Source organism: Solwaraspora sp. WMMA2101, assembly GCF_049179175.1.
Classification (GTDB): Bacteria; Actinomycetota; Actinomycetes; order Mycobacteriales; family Micromonosporaceae; genus Micromonospora_E.
In genome coordinates, this window is record NZ_JBMHMA010000006.1 from 1,322,536 (window position 1) to 1,341,864 (window position 19,329).

The 19,329-nt window shown below is 70.5% G+C and carries 13 protein-coding genes and 1 pseudogene; 7 read left to right on the plus strand and 7 right to left on the minus strand.

The window, feature by feature from the left end; translation table 11 throughout:
- Positions 1 to 364 precede the first annotated feature (364 nt).
- The 4 genes from ACN28F_RS06600 (at position 365) to ACN28F_RS06615 (ending at position 5,547) form a co-directional block, all read left to right on the plus strand.
- A complete protein-coding gene (locus ACN28F_RS06600) occupies positions 365 to 706 on the plus strand; it encodes a DUF4212 domain-containing protein (protein ID WP_421357231.1) in 342 nt (113 codons plus the stop codon).
- The gene (locus ACN28F_RS06605; protein WP_421357232.1) at positions 703 to 2,388 is read left to right on the plus strand and encodes a sodium:solute symporter family protein; all 1,686 of its coding nucleotides are present in this window, start codon (positions 703 to 705) and stop codon (positions 2,386 to 2,388) included. Before ACN28F_RS06600 ends, ACN28F_RS06605 begins: the two co-directional genes overlap by 4 nt.
- A gap of 158 nt (positions 2,389 to 2,546) precedes the next feature.
- Positions 2,547 to 5,003, plus strand: a complete 2,457-nt coding sequence (locus ACN28F_RS06610) for a low temperature requirement protein A (protein ID WP_289207191.1) — start codon at positions 2,547 to 2,549, stop codon at positions 5,001 to 5,003.
- A gap of 115 nt (positions 5,004 to 5,118) precedes the next feature.
- The gene (locus tag ACN28F_RS06615) at positions 5,119 to 5,547 is read left to right on the plus strand and encodes a MerR family transcriptional regulator (protein WP_289207192.1); all 429 of its coding nucleotides are present in this window, start codon (positions 5,119 to 5,121) and stop codon (positions 5,545 to 5,547) included.
- Between the two features lie 130 nt (positions 5,548 to 5,677).
- Here the strand turns inward: ACN28F_RS06615 and ACN28F_RS06620 are convergent, their stop codons facing one another.
- The 5 genes from ACN28F_RS06620 to ACN28F_RS06640 all read right to left on the minus strand — a co-directional run bounded on the left by ACN28F_RS06620 (position 5,678) and on the right by ACN28F_RS06640 (position 12,329).
- Positions 5,678 to 7,825 (minus strand): cellulase family glycosylhydrolase, encoded by a 2,148-nt coding sequence (locus ACN28F_RS06620; RefSeq protein WP_289207193.1) that lies wholly within the window; start codon positions 7,823 to 7,825, stop codon positions 5,678 to 5,680.
- Positions 7,826 to 8,062: 237 nt separating this feature from the next.
- Entirely contained in the window at positions 8,063 to 9,235 is a 1,173-nt protein-coding gene (ispG, locus tag ACN28F_RS06625) for a flavodoxin-dependent (E)-4-hydroxy-3-methylbut-2-enyl-diphosphate synthase (RefSeq protein ID WP_289207194.1), read from the minus strand.
- Positions 9,236 to 9,242: 7 nt separating this feature from the next.
- Positions 9,243 to 10,490 (minus strand): M50 family metallopeptidase, encoded by a 1,248-nt coding sequence (locus ACN28F_RS06630; RefSeq protein WP_289207195.1) that lies wholly within the window; start codon positions 10,488 to 10,490, stop codon positions 9,243 to 9,245.
- Positions 10,490 to 11,683 (minus strand): 1-deoxy-D-xylulose-5-phosphate reductoisomerase, encoded by a 1,194-nt coding sequence (dxr, locus tag ACN28F_RS06635; protein WP_289211047.1) that lies wholly within the window; start codon positions 11,681 to 11,683, stop codon positions 10,490 to 10,492. The genes ACN28F_RS06630 and dxr overlap by 1 nt, the downstream gene beginning before the upstream one ends.
- 25 nt (positions 11,684 to 11,708) lie before the next feature.
- The gene (locus tag ACN28F_RS06640) at positions 11,709 to 12,329 is read right to left on the minus strand and encodes a Uma2 family endonuclease (RefSeq protein WP_421357233.1); all 621 of its coding nucleotides are present in this window, start codon (positions 12,327 to 12,329) and stop codon (positions 11,709 to 11,711) included.
- Between the two features lie 163 nt (positions 12,330 to 12,492).
- Here ACN28F_RS06640 and ACN28F_RS06645 point away from each other — a divergent pair.
- Positions 12,493 to 13,320 (plus strand): annotated as a pseudogene (locus ACN28F_RS06645) (YhjD/YihY/BrkB family envelope integrity protein); the annotation flags it as partial.
- Here the strand turns inward: ACN28F_RS06645 and ACN28F_RS06650 are convergent.
- Positions 13,286 to 15,505 carry an MMPL family transporter gene (locus ACN28F_RS06650; protein WP_421357234.1) on the minus strand — a complete coding sequence of 740 codons (2,220 nt, stop codon included), beginning with the start codon at positions 15,503 to 15,505 and terminating at the stop codon, positions 13,286 to 13,288. The pseudogene ACN28F_RS06645 and the gene ACN28F_RS06650 sit on opposite strands and share 35 nt — an antisense overlap.
- Positions 15,506 to 15,559: 54 nt before the next feature.
- Here ACN28F_RS06650 and ACN28F_RS06655 point away from each other — a divergent pair, with 54 nt between their 5' ends.
- Positions 15,560 to 17,200 (plus strand): phytoene desaturase family protein, encoded by a 1,641-nt coding sequence (locus tag ACN28F_RS06655; protein WP_289207198.1) that lies wholly within the window; start codon positions 15,560 to 15,562, stop codon positions 17,198 to 17,200.
- Positions 17,201 to 17,249: 49 nt separating this feature from the next.
- Here the strand turns inward: ACN28F_RS06655 and ACN28F_RS06660 are convergent, their stop codons facing one another.
- A complete protein-coding gene (locus ACN28F_RS06660) occupies positions 17,250 to 18,848 on the minus strand; it encodes a Rieske 2Fe-2S domain-containing protein (RefSeq protein ID WP_289207199.1) in 1,599 nt (532 codons plus the stop codon).
- A gap of 223 nt (positions 18,849 to 19,071) precedes the next feature.
- Between ACN28F_RS06660 and ACN28F_RS06665 the strand changes: the two genes are divergently transcribed.
- Complete coding sequence (locus ACN28F_RS06665) at positions 19,072 to 19,293, plus strand: DUF2631 domain-containing protein (protein ID WP_289207200.1); 222 nt, start codon at positions 19,072 to 19,074, stop codon at positions 19,291 to 19,293.
- The last annotated feature ends 36 nt before the right edge of the window (positions 19,294 to 19,329 follow it).

The following is a 19,329-nucleotide window of genomic DNA, read 5'->3' on the forward strand; positions in this document are numbered from 1 at the left end:
GACCTAGTCGTCAATCGGTGAGTGGTCAGACCGGTCCGCTGGGCGGCACGACGATCGCCACGAAAACGCACAAAAGAGGCGGGAACCGACCGTCAGCCCACCGTCGCCGACCGCTCGCGGACCACGGCGGACCGTTCAGCGCCCCAACCCGGCGTCAAGCAGATCAACTCTTGCCTGAGCTCGCCGCGTCACGTTCTCTTCCCAGATTAAGGGTGTGACCGACCGCACAAGCCGCCGGGCAGTACGCCGCGCGGCACGGGCGGTACGGCCAGCGGCACCGCCACGCCGGGGCGACCGAACGGAGTCGTCACGGCGCGGCCCGTCACCGGACCTGCCGTTCCCATGACGACTAGGAGGCCCCACAGTGACCGAGGTAACCCCCGATAGCAGTGCGGGTGGCGAGGAGTCGCCACCGCCAACCACGCCACCGGACAACGGTTGGCGGCAGCAGTACTGGCGCCGGAATCTGCGACTGATGGTGATCCTGCTCGCCATCTGGTTCGTCGTGTCGTTCGTCTTCGGCATTCTGCTGATCCAGCCGCTGAACAACATCGAAATTTTCGGCTTCCCGCTGGGCTTCTGGTTCGCCCAGCAGGGCTCGATCTACACGTTCGTGATCCTCATCCTGGTCTACGCCAAGATGATGGACCGCCTCGACGACGAGTTCGGCGTCAGTGAGCGTGCGGCGGAAGGGAGCCAGAAGTGAGCAACATCCAAACCTGGACCCTCGTCTTCATCGTCGGCACGTTCGCCGTCTACCTGGGCATCGCCTGGCGCAGCCGGGTGAAGGAGACCACCGGCTTCTACGTCGCCGGTCAGGGCATCCCCACCGTCGCCAACGGTGCCGCCGTCGCCGCCGACTGGATGTCGGCCGCGTCGTTCATTTCGATGGCCGGCCTGATCGCCTTCCTCGGCTCCGACGGCTCGATCTACCTGATGGGCTGGACCGGCGGTTACGTACTGCTGGCCCTGCTGATCGCCCCGTACCTGCGTAAGTGGGGCAAGTTCACCGTGCCGGAATTCGTCGGTGACCGTTACTCGGAAACCGTACGGACGATCGCGGCGGTCGCCGCGCTCATCATTTCCTTCACCTACGTCGTCGGTCAGATGCGCGGTGGCGGCATCGTCTTCAGCCGGTTCCTCGGCCTGGACATCACCGGTGGCGTCATCGTCGCGGCGCTGGTGATCTTCGCGTACGCGGTGCTCGGCGGCATGAAGGGCATCACCTGGACCCAGGTGTCGCAGTACACGGTGCTCATCATCGCGTACCTGATCCCGGCGTTCGCGGTGGCGCAGCAGATGACCGGGCTGCCGATTCCGCAGGTGTCGTTCGGGCAGATCCTCGACGAACTCAACGCCCTCAGCGTGCAGATGGGGCTGACCCAGTTCACCGAGGCGTTCTCGGCGCGGCCGCAGATCGACGTCTTCCTGGTGACGATGTCGCTGATGATCGGCACCGCCGGCCTGCCGCACGTGATCGTCCGGTTCTACACCACCAAGACGGTCCGGGGCGCCCGCTACTCGGCGTTCTGGGCGCTGTTCTTCATCGCCCTGCTCTACACCACCGCCCCGGCGGTGGGCGCGTTCACCAAGCTGAACCTGCTGCAGTCGGTGAACGGTGTGGCGGTCGACGCGCTGCCGGCCTGGGTCAACAACTGGGCGGCGACCGGGCTCGTCACGTTCGGCGACGGCGTGCAGACCATCGGATCGGTCAGCAACAACCCCGCCTCCGGGGCCGACCTGATCGTCAACAACGACATCCTGGTGCTGGCCAGCCCCGAGATCGCCGGTCTGCCGGCACCGATCGTCGGTCTGGTCGCGGCCGGCGGCATGGCGGCCGCCATGTCCACGGCCGCCGGTCTGCTGCTGGTCATCTCGTCGTCGTTCTCGCACGACCTGTACTTCCGGCGGGTCAAGCGGGACTCCACCGACGCTCAGCGGCTGCTCGCCGGCCGGATCGCCATGGGCCTGGCGGTGCTGATCGCGGTGTACGCCGGCATCAACCCGCCGGCGTTCGTCGCCCAGGTGGTCGCGTTCGCGTTCGGCCTGGCCGCCGCGAGCTTCTTCCCGGTCATCGTGCTCGGCATCTTCTGGAAACGGTGCAACGCCACCGGCGCCGCCTCCGGCATGGTCGCCGGTCTGGTGTTCACCGCCGCGTACATGATCTACACGTTGGAGGTGTTCGGTACCTCGGCACACGCGCACATCTTCGACATCAGCCCGGAGGCGATCGGCACCATCGGTGCCATCGTCAACTTCATCGTCACGATCGTCGTGTCGAAGATGACGGCACCGCCGCCAGCGGAGATCTCCGAGATGGTGGAGAGCATCCGCTACCCCGGCACGCGCCGTACGGTGGCCGCCAGCAGCACCGGCGACGCCGCCTGACCCACTCCCACCCCACCGACCGGCACCGGCCGGCGGTCGGCGACAACGACGTCGCCGGCCGCCGGCCGGCCCGTTCCCACGCGCGGTCGCCGGCCGGTGGTGGCCGGGAATCCGCCAATCCACCACCCGGTGCGGGTGGTGGTTGCCAGAGTTGACGCGTGCACGACGAGACCCCGCATCCGCACCCGACCGCCGGCGGCCTGCGCCTGGTGCGGCGCGACGCGCGGGTGACCGGCGACGTCAGCTGGATGGAACTCTTCGTCGACGTACTCTTCGTCTTCGCCTTCCTCGAGATCACCAGCCTGATGGCGGCCGACACCGCACTCCTCGGCACCATCCGGGGCATCCTGGTCGTCCTGCTGCTGTGGCACTGCTGGACCGCCTGCGTCTGGCTCGGCAACGTCGTGCACGTCGACCGTGGTGGGGTGCCACCGATGATGGCCGGGATCGCCGCCGTACTGCTGATCGTCGCGGTCGCGGTCCCCGAGTCGTTCGTCGACCGGCCTGGCAGCCTGGCTGGTCCGCTGGTCGTGGTGCTCGGCTACCTCGCGGTCCGGACCAGCGTCCTGGCGATCCTCACCCGGTCGCGCTGGCACGAAGGCCCACCCGGCCGGCGGCCGGCGGCCATCGCCTGGGCGACCCTCGCCGCCTCGGCGCCGGTGCTGCTCACCGCCGCGCTGCTGCCGCGGTGGCTGATGGACCTGCTGCCGGCGGCGATCGACCCGGAACTGGCGCGGATCGGGCTGTTCGCGACCGCGCTCGCCATGGACTTCATGATCCTGGCAGCCGTCGGACGGGGCAGCTGGCAGATGGTCTCGCCGTGGCACCTCGCCGAACGGCACGCCCTGGTGGTCCTGGTCGCCCTCGGCGAGACGATCATCTCGATCGGCACCGGTGGCGGGCCGGGCACGGCGATCCCGGTCACCTGGTCGTTGATCGCCGCCGCCGGGCTGGGGATGTTGATCGTCACCCTGCTGTGGTGGAGCTACTTCGACCTCGCCAAGATCCTCGCCGAGCACGCCCTGGCCCGCCTGTCCGTCGTCGACCAGACCCGGATGGCCCGGGACGCCTACAGCGGGATGCACCTGCCGATGATCGCCGGGTTGATCGTGCTGGCGCTCGGCCTCAAGCAGGCGGTCGCCGCGACCTCCGGAGCCTCCGGCGCGGCATGGGGGCCGACGCACGTCCTGATCGTCTACGGCGGGGTACTGATCTACCTCGCCGCCCTCGTCGGCTTCGAATGGCGGACCGGTCGGCTGTTCGGTCGCAGCCCACTGCTCGGCATCGGGCTGCTGCTCTGTCTGCTCCCCCTGGCCACCCGGCTGTCGGTGCTGGGTGCCCTGGCCCTGCTGGCCGCCGGCCTCGTCGCGATGATCCTCGCCGACCGCACCGTGTTCCACAGCCGGCACACCCAACTGCACCACATGGTCGAGTCCGGGGCGTCCCGGCTGCACGGCGTGGTCCCCCGGGAACTCTTCCTCGACCTGGTCTTCGTCTTCGCGTTCCTCCAGGTCACCGTGTTGATGACCCGGCAGACCTCGGGGTGGGGCATCGTCCGGGGGCTCACCCTGCTCGCGATGCTGTGGTGGGCCTGGACGTCGTACTCCTGGCTGGCCAACGCGGTGCGCACCGAGACCACCCTGGTCCGGTTGAGCACCGTCGGGATGGCCACGGCGGTCCTGCTGATCGGGATCGCCGCCCCGCAGGCGTTCGACCCGGCCGCCGGCGGCCTGCCCGGACTGCTGATCATCGTGTTCTGCTATCTCGCCGGCCAGGTGATGCAGGCCATCCTGTTGTGGCAGGCGTCGCAGACCGATCCGACGCTGCGCGACCTGGGCCGGCAGGCCGCCGTACCGTCCAGCGTCGCACTGCTGCTGCTCGCCGGCTACGCCGTCGTGGAGCTGGCGACGCCGGGCCCTGTCGCGGGAACGCCCGCCGTCACCGTGCTGTGGGTCGCGGCGATCACCGTCCAGTTCGTCGGCAGCTACCCCACCGGGGTCCACAGCTGGCGGCCCCGCTCCACCCGGCACTGGGTCGACCGGTACGCGCTGATCACGTTGATCGCGTTCGGCCAGGCGGTGATCTCAGTCGGTCTGGCGGTCGGCGAGCGCTCGATCTCGGGCGGCGTGATCCTGGTCGCCGGGATCGCCGCAGTCATCCTGGTCCTGCTCTGGTGGTCCTACTTCCCTACCATCGACTCGGCCCGGCTGGCCCTGGAGGCCAGGACCGGCGTCGACCGGGCGAAACTCGCCCGAGACGCCTTCACCTACCTGCATCTGCCGATGATCGCCGGCATCATCATGGTCGCGTACGGCCTGCACCAGATCGTCGGCGACCACGACGACACCGCGATCCGGTACGGGCACTACGCCATCTACTGGGGGGCGGCGTTCTACCTGCTGATCAACCAGGTGTACTGGTGGCGGCTCTGGCGCGTCGTGAGCTGGTACCGGGTGGTGAGCGCCGCCGCCGTCGTACCGCTGGCGGTGCCGACCGCGTGGCTGTCCCCGTTCTGGGCGCTGACGACCCTCACCGCGTTCGGCCTGGCGTCGGCGACGGTCGAGTTCGTTCGCCTGGGCGATCCGCGGACCCGCCAGCCCGAATTCGTCGGCTGAGCGGTGGCGGCCGCCGACGGGTGGCGCGGGTGTGCCGCGATCGCCGGCTGAGCGGGTGCCGCCGGCGCACCAGGGCTTGACCTTGGAGTGCACTCCAAGGTCTACCGTCGTCGACATGGGCACCTATCCCGGTACCGGGATGCGGGTCGCCGAACTGGCCGCGGCGGCCGGGGTGGCACCGGACACCATCCGCTACTACGAGCGGGCCGGGCTGCTGCCACCCGCGCCCCGGTCAGCCGCCGGCTACCGACGCTACGGCGCGGACGCGCTCGACCGGCTGCGGTTCATCCAGGGCTGCCAGCGGCTCGGGCTGCGGCTCCGGGAGATCGCCGACCTGCTCGCCGTCCGGGACACCGGGGTCTGCCCGTGTGAACCGGCCGAGCAGTTGCTGCGCCGTCGGATGGCCGAGGTCGACGCGGAACTGGCCCGGCTGACCGCGCTACGGGCCGAGATGGCGGCGATGGCCGCCGCCCTGCCGGCGGCCGGCTGCCCGCCGCCGGAGCCGGGCCGGTGGTGCCCACCGGACGACCAGGAGAGGAGGTGACGATGATGTTGGAGCCGACCACGCGCTGCGCGTGCGAGCCGGACTGCTGCGGTCCGGACTGCTGCTGACGCCGCAGGCCACAGTGGGTGCCGCCGAGCGCGCCGGCGACACCCACCATGAACCGTACGGGCTATCCGACGGTGCCGGTCACCGATGAGCCGCTACGGCGCACCGTGTAGGTGACCGTCGCCCCGCTCCAGAAGTGGAAGGTGAGCGTGACCGGGGCGTTGTCGTTGACCTCGGCGAAGAAGGTCGAGGTCAACGAGATGTTGTTGGCGCTGTAGTTCGGCGCGAACGTGACGTCGAACTCCTTGTACGACGTCCAGTTGTGCGGGCCGGCGTTGGATCCGTCGGCGTACCGCGCCTCCATCGTGGCCAACTGATCGCCGTTGAAGGCGGTCGGGATGCTGAACGCCGATGTGGTGCCGGTCGCGTTCTGCAGCACCGGCCGGTCGTTCGAGAGGATGTCGATCCGCCAGGGGACGCCGGCGGAGAAGTGCGCGTGCAGGGTCGCGTTCACCCCGTACGCCCGGTTGCCGACCAGCCGGGTCAGCGCCGCCGCGGTCAATGTCAGCTGGTTGCCGCTGACCGTGTAGTCGGTCCCCTGTACCAGGTTGGTGCTGCCCTGGCGCAGCGACTGGAAGTTCAGCCCGTTGAGGTTGAGCGTCAGGCTCTTCGCCGTGACGGCGCCGGTACGCGGTACGAAGACCATGTCGCTGGCGGCGGTGCCCGACCGGGTGGTCCAGGCGGACTTGATCTGGGCGATCAGCTCCGGATCGCTCCACTGGAAGCTGGTGCGGCCCAGGTGCTGACCGTTGTCCCAGAGCTGGGTGGCGATGTTGCGGGTCCGGGTGTGGTAGCCGAAGAACTCGAAGAACTTGAGTTTCTCACCCTGTTGGATGGTGCCGGTGTGCCGGTCGAAGCCGAGCAGTCCGAACTCGCCGATGACGACCGGGATGCCCCGGGAGACGAAGGTGTTCTGCACCCGGTTGAGCGAGTCGATCACGTCCTGCTGGGCGGTGGCGTCGAAGCGGTACCCGCCGGCGACGTTCACGCTGAACGGCCAGTACCCGTAGTAGTGCACGGTGGCGATCAGGTTGCGGTCGCCCAGCGCGGTGAAGGTGCTGGCCAGCTCGTCCAGCCGGGCCTGGTCCGACGAGGTGTGCAGGGTCGGCAGGATGAGCAGCCGGGTGGCGTTGTTGCCGCCGGAGCCTCGGACGATCCGGTGGAACGTCCGGTTCAGCTCGTCCAGCAGTTGGGCGTTCTGGGCGTCCCCGGAGCTGTTGGCGAACTGCGGCTCGTTGACGCTTTCGAAGTGCAGTTTGGGGGACGAGTCCCGGAACGTGGTGGCCAGCTGGGTCCACAGTGCCGAGTAGCGGGCGAGTACGGTGCTGCGGTTGCTCGGCATCGTGTGGATCCACTGCCACGAGTCGTGGTGCAGGTTGATCATCACGTACAGGTCCTCGGCGAGCGCCCAGTCGACGACCTGCTTGACCCGGGCCAGCCGGGTGGCGTCGATCGTGTAGTTGGGGGCGGCACCATGGTGGTGGGTCCAGGTCGTCGGGATCCGGATGCTCTTGAATCCCTGAGCCTTGATGTTGCGGATCAGCGCCTGGGTGACCAGCGGGTTGCCCCAGGACGTCTCGCCGCTGCCGGCGAGGTTGTCACCGGTGGCGTCCAGCGTGTTGCCGAGGTTCCAGCCGGGCTGCATGTCGTTGACGACCGCCTGCGGGTCGCCCGGTGGACGGGGGGTGACGGTCGGGGTCGGTGACGGCGGCGCGGTGGTGGGCGGTGCCGTGGTGGGTGGTGCGGTGGTGGGTGGCGGTGGGGTCGTCGGGCCGACGCTGCCGGTGCAGGTGACCCCGTTGAGGGCGAACGAGGTCGGCGCGGTGTTGCTGCCGGTCCAGGAACCGTTGAAACCGAACGAGACGGTCGCGTTGGTGCCGAGGTTGGCGTTGTAGCTGACGTTGGTGGCGGTGACCTGGCTGCCGGAACTGGTGACGGTGGCGTTCCACGCCTGGGTCACCTGCTGGCCGGCCGGGAAGGTCCAGGTCAGCCGCCAGCCGTTGATCGGGTCGCCGAGGTTGGTGACGGCCACGTTGGCGGTGAAGCCGCCGGGCCACTGCGACGGTGCCGAGTACACCACGCGGCAGCCGGTCGCCGCGTGGGCGCTGGCCGCGATAGCGATGCTGCCGCCGACCAGTGCCGCGGTCACGCCGCCGGCCACCAGGCCGGCGCGCCACCGCCTGCCGCGCGCCGTCGTTGCTTGTCGATTCATGTCGCTCCTCGCCGTGGGGGGCCTGCGGGCAGGCAGGAAGGACGGGCACCGGCGGTCACTGCGGGCAGCCGACGCCAGCGAAGTGGCCGCAGACTAAGTCGGGATTCTAAACTTTGTCAATCGTCGTCTGCCTATGTAGACGGCTGACGATCAGTATGAAGCGACCGCACAACGAAAGATCCCGCCGGAGGATCACCATCCTCCGGCGGGACCACCCCGCAGCCGAGCGGAACGACGTCAGTGCACCGTGACCGTCGGCCCGGACACCAGCTCGCGCATCTCCTCCGGCAGCTCGGCACCCATCGCGTCGGCCAGCCGCAGCGCCTCCTCGACCAGGGTCTCCACGATCTGCGACTCCGGCACCGTCTTGATCACTTCGCCCTTGACGAAGATCTGGCCCTTGCCGTTGCCCGACGCCACCCCCAGATCGGCCTCGCGCGCCTCACCCGGACCGTTGACCACACACCCCATCACCGCGACCCGCAGCGGCGCCGGGAACCCCTCCAGCGCTGCCGTCACCTGGTCGGCCAGGGTGTAAACGTCCACCTGGGCCCGCCCGCAGGACGGGCAGGAAACGATCTCCAGACCCCGTTCCCGCAGCCCGAGCGACTCCAGGATCGCCGTACCGACCTTGATCTCCTCCACCGGCGGCGCGGACAGCGACACCCGGATCGTGTCGCCGATCCCCTCGGCCAGCAGCGCACCGAACGCCACCGCCGACTTGACCGTGCCCTGGAACGCCGGCCCGGCCTCGGTCACCCCGAGGTGCAGCGGGTAGTCGCACTGCTGCGCCAGCAGCCGGTACGCCCGGATCATCACCACCGGGTCGTTGTGCTTGACCGAGATCTTGATGTCACGGAAGCCGTGCTCCTCGAAGAGCGAACACTCCCACAGGGCCGACTCGACCAGCGCCTCGGCCGTCGCCTTGCCGTACTTGGCCAGCAGCCGCTTGTCCAGCGAACCGGCGTTGACGCCGATCCGGATCGGCGTACCGGCCGCCGACGCCGCCTTGGCGATCTCCGCCACCTTGTCGTCGAACTGCCGGATGTTGCCCGGGTTGACCCGCACCGCCGCGCAGCCCGCGTCGATCGCGGCGAAGACGTACTTGGGCTGGAAGTGGATGTCGGCGATCACCGGGATCTGCGACTTGCGGGCGATCGTCGGCAACGCGTCGGCGTCGTCCTGCGACGGTACGGCGACCCGCACGATCTGGCAGCCCGACGCGGTCAACTCCGCGATCTGCTGCAACGTGGCGTTGACGTCCGACGTCAACGTGGTGGTCATCGACTGTACGGAGACCGGCGCACCGCCACCGACCGGCACCGCACCGACCATGATCTGCCGGCTGACCCGACGTGGCGCCAGCGGCGGCGGCGGCACCGCGGGAATGCCCAGACTGACAGCGGTCACTTTCAACTCACCTCGAGAACAGCGTGATCGGGTTGACCACGTCCGCGGTGATGGTCAGCAGCGTGAACGCGCCACCGATCAGCAGGACCGCGTACGTGAGTGGCATCAGCTTGAAGTAGTCGACCCGACCGGGATCGGGGCGGCCGAAGACCGCGTACACCCAGGATCGGATCTTCTCGAACCAGGCGATCGCGATGTGCCCGCCGTCCAACGGCAGCAGCGGCAGCAGGTTGAACACCCCGACGAAGAAGTTCAACGAGATGAACAGCAGGACGAACAGCTCCCACGCGTCGTTGGCCACCGCCTCGCCGCCGAGCCGGCTGGCACCGACCACGCTGATCGGGGTGTCGATGTCGCGTTCCGCGCCGGTGATCGACGCCCACAGCGCCGGGATCTTCTCCGGGATCCGCATCATCGCCTCGACGGTGCCGATCGCCATCTGCCGCAGGTAGTCGCCGGTCGCCCCGAACGCCTCGATCGGCCCGTACGTCACCATGCCGGGCTTCTCGATCCGCAGCCCGACGCCGAGCGCCGCCACCGTGCTCAGCGGCCCGTCCTCGCTGCCCAGCTCGGGCCGCTGCACCGCCGCGAGCTGCGCCTCGACGGTGTCGGTCACCCCGTCGCGTTCGTAGGTGACGGTCGCGGCCCCGGGCTCGGCGCCCCGGACCACCTCCAGCATGTCGCCCCAGGTGTCGACCGGGGCGCCGTCGACGGCGAGGATCCGGTCCCCGTCACGCAGGCCGGCCTGCGCCGCCGGACTCGCCGGGTCGGTCGCCTCGCAGGCCCGGGAGACGTACTCGACGACGACGCAGTCGGTCACCGCGACGACGGCCGGCTCCTGCCGGGCCTGCTCCTCGCTCGACGGGAAGTCCGGGTTCGGCAGGCCCATGAAGACCGCCGCCAGCCAGAGTGCGACGATCGCCAGGCCGAAGTGCGTCACCGACCCGGCGGACATCACGATGGTGCGTTTCCACACCGGGTACCGCCACATCACCCGAGACTCGTCGCCGGGTGCGACGTCGTCGTCCTGCGGCGTCATCCCGACGATCTTGCAGAAGCCGCCGAGCGGGATGGCCTTGAGGCCGTACTCGGTCTCGCCGCGCCGGAACGACCAGATGGTCGGGCCGAAGCCGACGAAGTAGCGGGTGACCTTCATCCCGAACTTCTTGGCCGTCACCATGTGACCGGCCTCGTGCAGGCTCACCGAGATGAGAATCGCGAGGGCGAAGAGAACCACCCCGAGCAGGTACGCCATCAAGCTCCCTCCGCCGACGCACCGATGAACTCCTGCGCCCGGGCCCGCGCCCAGGATTCCGCAGCGAGCACATCCTCGACCGTACCCGGTTCGTCGAAGTCCGGTGCCGACTGCAGCACCCGGTCCACCGTGTCGACGATGCCGAGGAACGGTAGCCTGCCGGCGACGAACGCCGCCACACACTCCTCGTTCGCCGCGTTGTACACCGCCGGGCGGCACCGACCGGCCGCCCCGGCCTGCTTGGCCAACGCCACCGCCGGGAAGGTCGCCTCGTCCAGCGGGGCGAACTCCCAGGTGTGCGCGCGGGTCCAGTCCACCGGCGCGGCGGCGGCCGGCACCCGGGCCGGCCAGCCCAGGGCGAGCGCGATCGGCAACCGCATGTCCGGCAGGCTGGCCTGGGCGATCGTCGAGCCGTCCACGAACTCCACCATCGAGTGGATCACCGACTGCGGATGGACCACGACCTCGATACGAGGGTACGGAACACCAAACAGTTCGTGCGCCTCGATGATCTCCAGCCCCTTGTTGACCAGGGTCGCCGAGTTGATCGTGATGACCGGTCCCATGTTCCACGTCGGGTGGGCCAGCGCCTGGGCCGGAGTCACCTCGGTCAGCTCGGCGCGGGGCCGGCCCCGGAACGGGCCACCGCTGGCGGTCACCACCAGCCGGTCCACCTCGGCCGCCGTACCGGAGCGCAGACACTGGGCAAGTGCCGAGTGTTCGGAGTCGACCGGCACGATCTGGTCCGGACGCTGCACCGCGGCCCGCACGATCGGCCCGCCGGCGATCAGCGACTCCTTGTTGGCCAGCGCCAGGGTCCGGCCGGCCCGCAGGGCGGCCAGGGTCGGCGCCAGCCCCCGGGAGCCGTCGACCCCGTTGAGCACCACGTCACACGGCCACTCGGCGAGCTCGGCCATCGCCGCCGGGCCGGCCAGGATCTTCGGAATCTTGAACCCGCCGGTCGGGTAGCCCTGCCGGGACGCCTCGGCGTAGAAGGCGAGCTGCAGGTCCTGGGCCGCCGAGGCGCGGGCCACCGCGACCACGTCGACCTGCAGCCGCAGCGCCTGCTCCGCCAGCAACTCGACGTTGCCGCCGCCCGCGCCGAGGCCGACGATGCGGAACCGGTCCGGGTTGCGGGTGACGATGTCGACCGCCTGGGTGCCGATCGAACCGGTCGAACCGAGCAGGACGATGTCTCGCGGGGAGGCTGTCACCGCCTCATTCTGTCGCAGCCTCGTCCAACAGCTCCGCCGGGTCGATCGAGAACTCGAACGGCTCCTTCATCAAGAACAGGGTGCCGGCGGCGGCCGCCGCCACCGGGCGGTACTCCCCGTCGCTCAGCTCGTGCAACGCCAACGCCGGCACCCGGTTGCGGAGGTCGACGCGCAGGAACCACGGAACCCCGGCTGCGGCGTACTGCCGTGGCCGGTCGATCACGTCCTTGCGCCGGTTGCTCTTGGAAACGATCTCGCCGAGCAGCACCGCCTCCGAGATACGCATGGATACCTGCCCGCTCCCGGATGTGCGGAGCACCGCGATGTCCGGAATGAACAGGTCGTCGCCCGAAACGATGTTCACTTCGTGATAGAGCCAGAGCTTGGCCCGACGCGCTGCCTGCTTCAACAGGTACGCCAGATCCAGCTCGATCGTCTGATGGTCGTACCCGGCATGTGGTGTCACGATCACGCTCCCGCTGAGGACCTCGACCTTGGGACCATTGGTCTCCGGCAACAGGTCAAGGGCGAGCTGCGCGGTCCACGGCTCGTCGAAATCCCCGAGTACGTCGAACGACGGCTCGCGCGGTGGCTCCGGATCGCTCGCGAACGCCGGCAGCGCCATCGGGCTCACCCCTTCCCGCGGGACATGATGCACCGACCAGCGTAACCGCGCCGGCCCGCCACGGCGGGACACCGGGCCATGTCACCAACCCGACGGTCGACGTGACCGGGCCCGCATCTGGTCACGGGAGTGACGGTTGCCCCGGTGGGGAAAGCTAGGGCCCATGGTCAGCAGAGGTCGCCGGATGATCCGGGCTGCGTTCCGGCCGCTGCGCGGGCGGGACCTGTCTCTGCACGCCGCCTCGATCACCTTCTTCGGGGCGATCGCGGTGGTGCCGGTGGCGCTGCTGGCGATCTGGCTGACCGGACTGTTCGCCGGGGCGGGGCGGGTCCGCCGACTCACCGACCCGGCGATCGCCACCCTGCCCGGTCAGATCGGTGCCGACCGGGCCGCCGCCGCGCTGATCGACGCCGGACTGCACCTGACCCCGGCACTGGCGTTGGCCGCCCTGCTACCCGCCTCGCTGTACGGCGAGGGGCTGCGCCGGGCATTCGTGTCGGTGGCGCCGCCGCCGGAGCCGGCCGGTGCCCTGGTCGGCTGGCGCGGGCGAATCCTGCTGCTGCCGTTGCTCGGTGCCGCACCGGCGCTGATGCTGCTGGTGCTGCTGGCGCTGCCGTCGGCCGCCGAGCTGTTCGCCCGGGGCGGCTGGGCGGGCGCGCTCGGCGTGATCGTGTCGTTCCTGGCCGTCTGGCTGGGGCTGAGCCCGGTGCTGGTCTGGGTGTTCCGGATCGTCGGCCCCGGCAAGCCGGACTGGTTGGCCACCGTCGCGGTCGGGTCGTTCACCGCCGCCAACCTCTCCGGCTTCCTGCACGGCTTCATCCTGTTCTGCTCGCTTCCGCTGGACCTGGGTCTGCCGTTCGGCGGGCTCGAGCAGGTCGGGGCGGCGGTCGCGGTGCTGCTCTGGCTCTACCTGCTGCACGTGATCGTGCTGGCCGGCTACTCCGCGACGCTGGCGTTCAGCCGCTGGCGTCGCCGCCGCCACCCGTCGGGCCCACCGACACCAGCTGCGGCTGCGCCGGGGTCTCGTGCAGACCGAAACGACGGTACAGCCGGCCCAGCGGACCCGGCGCCCACCAGTTCCACCGCCCCAGCAGCCGCATCGTCGCCGGCACCAGCAACACCCGGACCAGGGTCGCGTCCACGACGATCGCCACGATCATCCCGACGCCGATCAGCTTGATGAACGAGATGCCGCCGGTGGCGAAGCCGGCGACGACCACGATCAGCAGCAGCGCGGCGGCGGTGATGATCCGCCCGGTGTGCTGCAGGCCGGCGGCGACCGACGCGGTGTTGTCGCCGGTGCGGTCCCACTCCTCGCGCACCCGCGACAGCAGGAACACCTCGTAGTCGGTGGCCAGCCCGAACAGCACGGCGAGCATCAGAATCGGGTTGGTCGGGTCGATGAACCCGGTCGGGGTGAACCCGAGCCAGTCGGCGAAGTGCCCGTCCTGGAAGACCCAGACCACCACGCCGAACGACGCACCGATCGACACCAGGTTCATCAGCACCGCCTTGACCGGCAGCACCACCGACCCGAACGCCAGGAACAGCAGCACCATGGTGGCGGTCGCCATCAGCAGCGCCATCCACGGCAGGTAGCGGCCGAGGCTGTCGAGCATGTCGATGTCGGCGGCGGTCCGGCCGCCGACGAGCACCTCGGCACCGGCCGGCGGGGGCAGGTCACGGATGGCGCGGACCAGTTCCTCGGCGTCGTCGCCGGTGGGTTCGCCGACGTAGCTGACCCGGATCAGCGCCGAGGCGTCGCGTACCGCCGCGATCTGCGCCCCGGTCGCGCCCGGCAGCGTGGCGATCTCGTCGGCGAAGGCCTGCGCCACGTCGGGCCCGGCGCCGGAGACCAGCACCTCGACCGGGCCGACGCTGGCGCCCTCGGGAAAGTCCTCGGCGAGGGTCTCGGCGACCACCCGGGACTCGGCTCCGGCCGGCAGCACCCGCTCGTCGAAGCCGCCGAACTCGGCCCGGGCGAACGGGGTGGCCAGCAGCAGCAGGCCGACCACCACGACGGTGGCGTAGCGCACCGGGCGGCGCATCACGCTGCGGGCGATCCGCGCCCAGGCTCCGACGGTGGCCGGGTCGGCCGCCGTCGCGCGCGGACCCGCCGTCGCCGCCGGGTCGGTGCGCCGGCGGCGCCACGGCAGCGGTACGGCGAGTGCGTTGATCCGGGGGCCGAGCACCGCCAACAGGGCCGGCAGGGCGGTCACCGAGGCGAGCATGGCGACCAGCACGGCGGCCATCCCGCCGAACCCGATCCCGGTCAGGAACGGCTGTGGGAAGATCAACAGGCTGACCAGCGACGTACCGATGATCAGCCCGGAGACCGCGACGGTACGCCCGGCGGTGGCCACGGTGCGTACCAGCGCCGCCTCGGTCGGATGCCCGGCGGCCAGCTCCTCGCGGAACCTGCTGACCACGAACAGGGCGTAGTCGATCGCCATGCCCAGCCCGATCAGGGTGATCACGTTGATCGCGAACACCGACACCTCGGTGACCAGGGTCAACGCCCGGACCGCGACGAACGCGCCAAGAATGGCGAGCACCCCGACCAGCAGCGGCATCGACGCCGCCACCAACCCACCGAAGATGAGCACCAGCAGCACCAGCAGGATCGGCATGGCGATCAGCTCGGCCCGGGTGATGTCCCGGATGGTCTGCTCGTTGGCGTGGTCGAGGAACGGCACCGGGCCGCCGGCCTGCGTGGTCAGCCCGGGTGCGTCCAGCAGCGGCCGGATCTCGTCGTACCCGGCGGTCCTGGCGTCCTCGTCGGCGCCGGCGAGCTGCACCAGCGCGTAGGTGGCCCGCCGGTCGGTGGCGACCAGCGCCGGCGACTGCGTGTCGTAGAAGCTGGTGACGCTGGTCACCTCGGGATGCGCGGCCAGGTCGTCGAGGGTCGCGGTGACCGCCTGCCGGAACGCCGGATCGTCGACCGTGGCGGTGTCGCTGCGGTAGAGCACCAGGACGTCGACGGCCTGGTTGCCCAGTTCGGCCTCGATCCGCTCCTGGGCCCGGGTCGACTCGGCGTCCGGGTCGGCGAACCCGCCACCGGAGACCGCGCCGAACAGGCCGAGCCCCCAGGTCGCGCCCACGACGACCAGCAGCCCCGCCGCCGCCAGCACCACCCACCGCAACCGGACCACGGTCCGTCCCCACCATGCGAACACGGCTCGACTATCGCAGGCCCATCATGGACGCCGCACGGGGACTAGGGTCGACACATGGGTACGTCACAACTTCCGGCGGGCGCGTCCGGCCCGGCGGGCGACACCGCGCTACCGGCCCACGCCGACGTGGTCGTCGTCGGGGCCGGGCACAACGGGCTGGTCTCGGCGATCCTGCTGTCCCGCGCCGGGCTGGACGTGCTGGTGCTGGAGGCGGCCGACGTCGTCGGCGGCGCGACCCGCACCGAGCAGCCGTTCCCGAAGGTGCCGGGGCTGCGGCACTCCACCGGGTCGTACCTGCTCGGGCTGATGCCGCCGGAGCTGCTGGCCACCCTCGACGTGACCATCCCGGTGCTGCGCCGCGACCCGCACTACTTCCTGCCCACCCCGGGTGGGCCCGGGTCGCCGTACCTGCTGTTCGGCGCCGACCGGGCCGCGACCCGGGCGCAGATGGCCGCCACCTTCTCCCCTGCTGACGTCGCCGCCGACGACGCGATGCAGGCCGAACTGGCCGCGCTGCGCGACGATCTCGCGCCGGCCTGGCTGGCCGAGCCGCTGCCGGTGGAGCAGACCGCCGACCGCTACGTCCGCCCGGCGCTGCGGCAGGTCTTCGTCGACCTGGTGCGCGGCTCGGTCGCCGACTACCTGGCCCGCTTCGCGTTCCGCTCCGAACTGCTGGTCGCCATGTACGCGGTCACCGACGGGCTCAGCGGGCTGACCGCCGGCCCGGACGACCCCGGTACCGGCCACAACTTCCTGGTCCACAACATGTGCCGGCTGCCCGGCGCCGACGGCACCTGGATGATCGCCGCCGGTGGGATGGGCACCGTGTCACGGACCTTCGCCGACGCCGCACGGGCCGCCGGGGCGCGGATCGTCACCGGCGCACCGGTCACCGGGATCACCGTGACCAACGGTGCCGTCGACGGGGTCGTCGTCGGCGACGGCCGGGCGGTGACCGCCGAGGTGGTGCTCGGCGCCTGTGACCCGTACCGGCTGCTGGAGCTGGCCCCCGACGGTGCCGTGCCGGCGGAGCTGACCGACCGGATCGCGGCCACCCGCCGCCCCGGCAGCACCTTGAAGGTCAACCTGGCGCTGCGCGACCTGCCCCGGTTCAGTTGCCTGCCCGCCCACGCGCCGAGCCCGTTCGGGGCCACGATCCACCTGCTGCCCGGCTCGGCGTCGCTGCTGCCCGACGGCGGGGGCACCTCGCCGATGACCGCGCTGCGGGCGATGTGGGCCGACGTACGGGCCGGCCGGCTGCCCGCCGAGCCGACCATCGAGTGGTACCTGCACACCACCGTCGACCCGTCGCTGCGCGACCCCGCCGGGCACCACTCCTCGGCGTTGTTCGTCCAGTCTGTGCCGTGGCAGCCGGCGGGTTCGTCGTGGTCGACCGAGCTACCCGGGTACGTGGACCAACTGTTGGCGATCTGCGACCGGTACGCCCCCGGCGCCAGCGCGCTGGTCGCCGACGCGGTACCGCTGGCCCCGCCCGGCATCGAGGCCCACTTCGGCATCACCGGCGGGCACATCCACCACGTCGACAACACCGTGTCGTTCACCGACCGGATGCCGTACGCCACCGGGCTGCCCGGCCTGTACGCGGGCAGCGCCGGCACCCACCCGGCCGGCAGTGTGATCGGTGCCGCCGGGCACAACGCGGCCCGACGGATCCTCGCCGACCTGGGGCGGTGAGGCCGGCTCCGGCCCGCTTGGCGCCGGCGTCAGTCCTGCGCGTGCCGGGTCAGGCCTGCGCCGCCGGTTGGCCCACCGGTGCGTCGGCCGGCGTCTCCTCGGGTGCCGGGGTGCCGGCACGGCGGGCCCGGACCTCGTGCCCGACGCTGGTCAGGCAGCGTCCGCTGGGCAGGTCGAAGCGCCAGCCGTGCAGCTGGCAGGTGAGCTGGTCGCCGTCGACGATGCCGAACCGGGTCAGGTCGGCCTTCAGGTGCGGACAGCGCCGCTGCACGATCCAGTCGCCGAGCTTGATGTCCTCGGCGTCCGGGCGCTGCTCGGCGTACCAACCCTCGGCGTACTGCAGCCGCTCCGTGGACAGGCACTTGAAGAACGCGTAGACGAACTCGTTGTACTGGCCGATGCGGGCCGCCGAGAAACGGCAGGAGAGGAAGAGCGAGTTGACCCAGTCCACCTCACCGATGTGCAGCAGGTGCTCCACCAACGCCCGTTCGGTACGGAACCGGTAGCGGACCTTCTCGTCGGCGTACGGGCGGACCTGCTTGCCGGGAAAGTCGACGACGATCGACTCGACCGACTCGCCGTCGTAGCCGACCAGGTCGAACCGGACCGGCCCGCCGACGCCCTTGGCCAGGTAGACCGACTCTTCCAGCAGCGGCTCGATGCGGCGCTTCATCTCGCCCAGTACGTCGATCTCCGGGTGGCGCCAGGACGCCTTCTCGGCCTCGATGACCGGCCGCTTGCGCTCACGCATCTCGACCAGGTGGGCCTGCTTGCCGGCGAAGAACTCCTCGACCGGCTGCGGATGGGTGGCCCGGCAGTCGTCGGCGGTCACCTCGGCGACCGAACCGGGCAGCAGCACCACCGCGTTCGTCCCGCCGACCTTGGCGTACTCGGTCAGGAAGACCTGCTGGTCGGGGAAGATGTTGCCCTCGTCGCCGTGGATGTCGTTGAACTGCCACAGCTCGTCGTCGAGGAAGCACGGCGGCCCGGCGATCGGAAAGACGTACGACGCCTTCAGGTCGTCGATGTAGCGCCAGGTCCGGTCGAACTGGCGTTCCCGCTTCTGCTTGCCGAACGCGGACTTCGCGGCGGCCGGCAGCTCGTAGACCATCGGATACCAGATGGCACCGGAGAACTGCAGCATGTGGGCGTGCACGTGGCCGAGGGCCGCGAACGTCGACAGGTCGGTGGGGCGCGCGTCGTTCTGGTTGAGCAGCCGGATGCCGTCGTGCTCGACCCAGAGCGACGAGTCACCGATCGGGCCGTCGGTGGGGCTGGTCAGCGCCTGGATCATGATGTTCAGCCCGCCGTCGAGCTCGACGACCTCGTTGCTCTTCGTCCGCAGGAAGCTGGTGAAGCCCAGCTCCCGCAGCTCGTCCTCCAGCTCCGAGGTCGGGTACTCCGGCAGCAGCACGGTCGCCTTCTTCGAGACGAAGCGCTTGAGGTGCGCCGCGTCGAAGTGGTCCCGGTGCAGGTGGGACACGTACAGGTAGTCGACCTGGCCGAGGGACTCCCAGTCGAGCTGGGAGTTGTCCGGGAAGGGGAACCACGAGGCGAAGTAGGCCGGATTGACCCACGGGTCGCACAGGATGCTGCCCGCGGCCGTGTCGATCCGCATGCTGGCGTGCCCGGTACCCGTCACTCGCACCGCACAGACCCCCTCGGTCACAGAAATGGGTGTACGCCCGAACGCTACCGGAGTCCGTCGGCGCACCGGTCGGCGACGCCCGGATCGCCGTACGGTCGAAGCCCTCACCTGGGGTGCGCGGTGGTATGCCGGGCGGGGTGCGGCGGTACGCCGGGCGGGGTCGTGCCAGACTGGTCGGGTTCCGAACGAGTGAGCGGGTTCCGCTCGTAAAGGAGGACCAGCCGTGGCCGGAACCGAGCCGGTGACCTCGCCCGATCAGCACAAGCCGGGCCACCGAAAGCTGGGGCGCATCGGCGCCGTCGTCTCAGCGTTGGCGCTGCTGTCGATGCTGATCGGCAACCACGACGGCCGGGTGGAGGACATCTGGCTGATCGCCCTGGCCGTCGGACTGCTCGCCATCGTCGTCGGCGACACCGTGCTGCGGCGCAACGGTCTGCGGTCCTGACCCGTCCCCGCCAGCGTTGACCGTCCCCCGCCAGCG

Excerpts from the sequence above, each read along its gene's own strand:
- ACN28F_RS06615 (WP_289207192.1), top strand. The coding sequence starts at position 5,119 with ATGGGCACCTATCCCGGTACCGGGATGCGGGTCGCCGAACTGGCCGCG.
- ACN28F_RS06620 (WP_289207193.1), bottom strand. The coding sequence starts at position 7,825 with ATGAATCGACAAGCAACGACGGCGCGCGGCAGGCGGTGGCGCGCCGGC.
- ACN28F_RS06630 (WP_289207195.1), bottom strand. The coding sequence starts at position 10,490 with ATGGCGTACCTGCTCGGGGTGGTTCTCTTCGCCCTCGCGATTCTCATC.
- ACN28F_RS06640 (WP_421357233.1), bottom strand. The coding sequence starts at position 12,329 with ATGGCGCTGCCGGCGTTCGCGAGCGATCCGGAGCCACCGCGCGAGCCG.
- ACN28F_RS06655 (WP_289207198.1), top strand. The coding sequence starts at position 15,560 with ATGGGTACGTCACAACTTCCGGCGGGCGCGTCCGGCCCGGCGGGCGAC.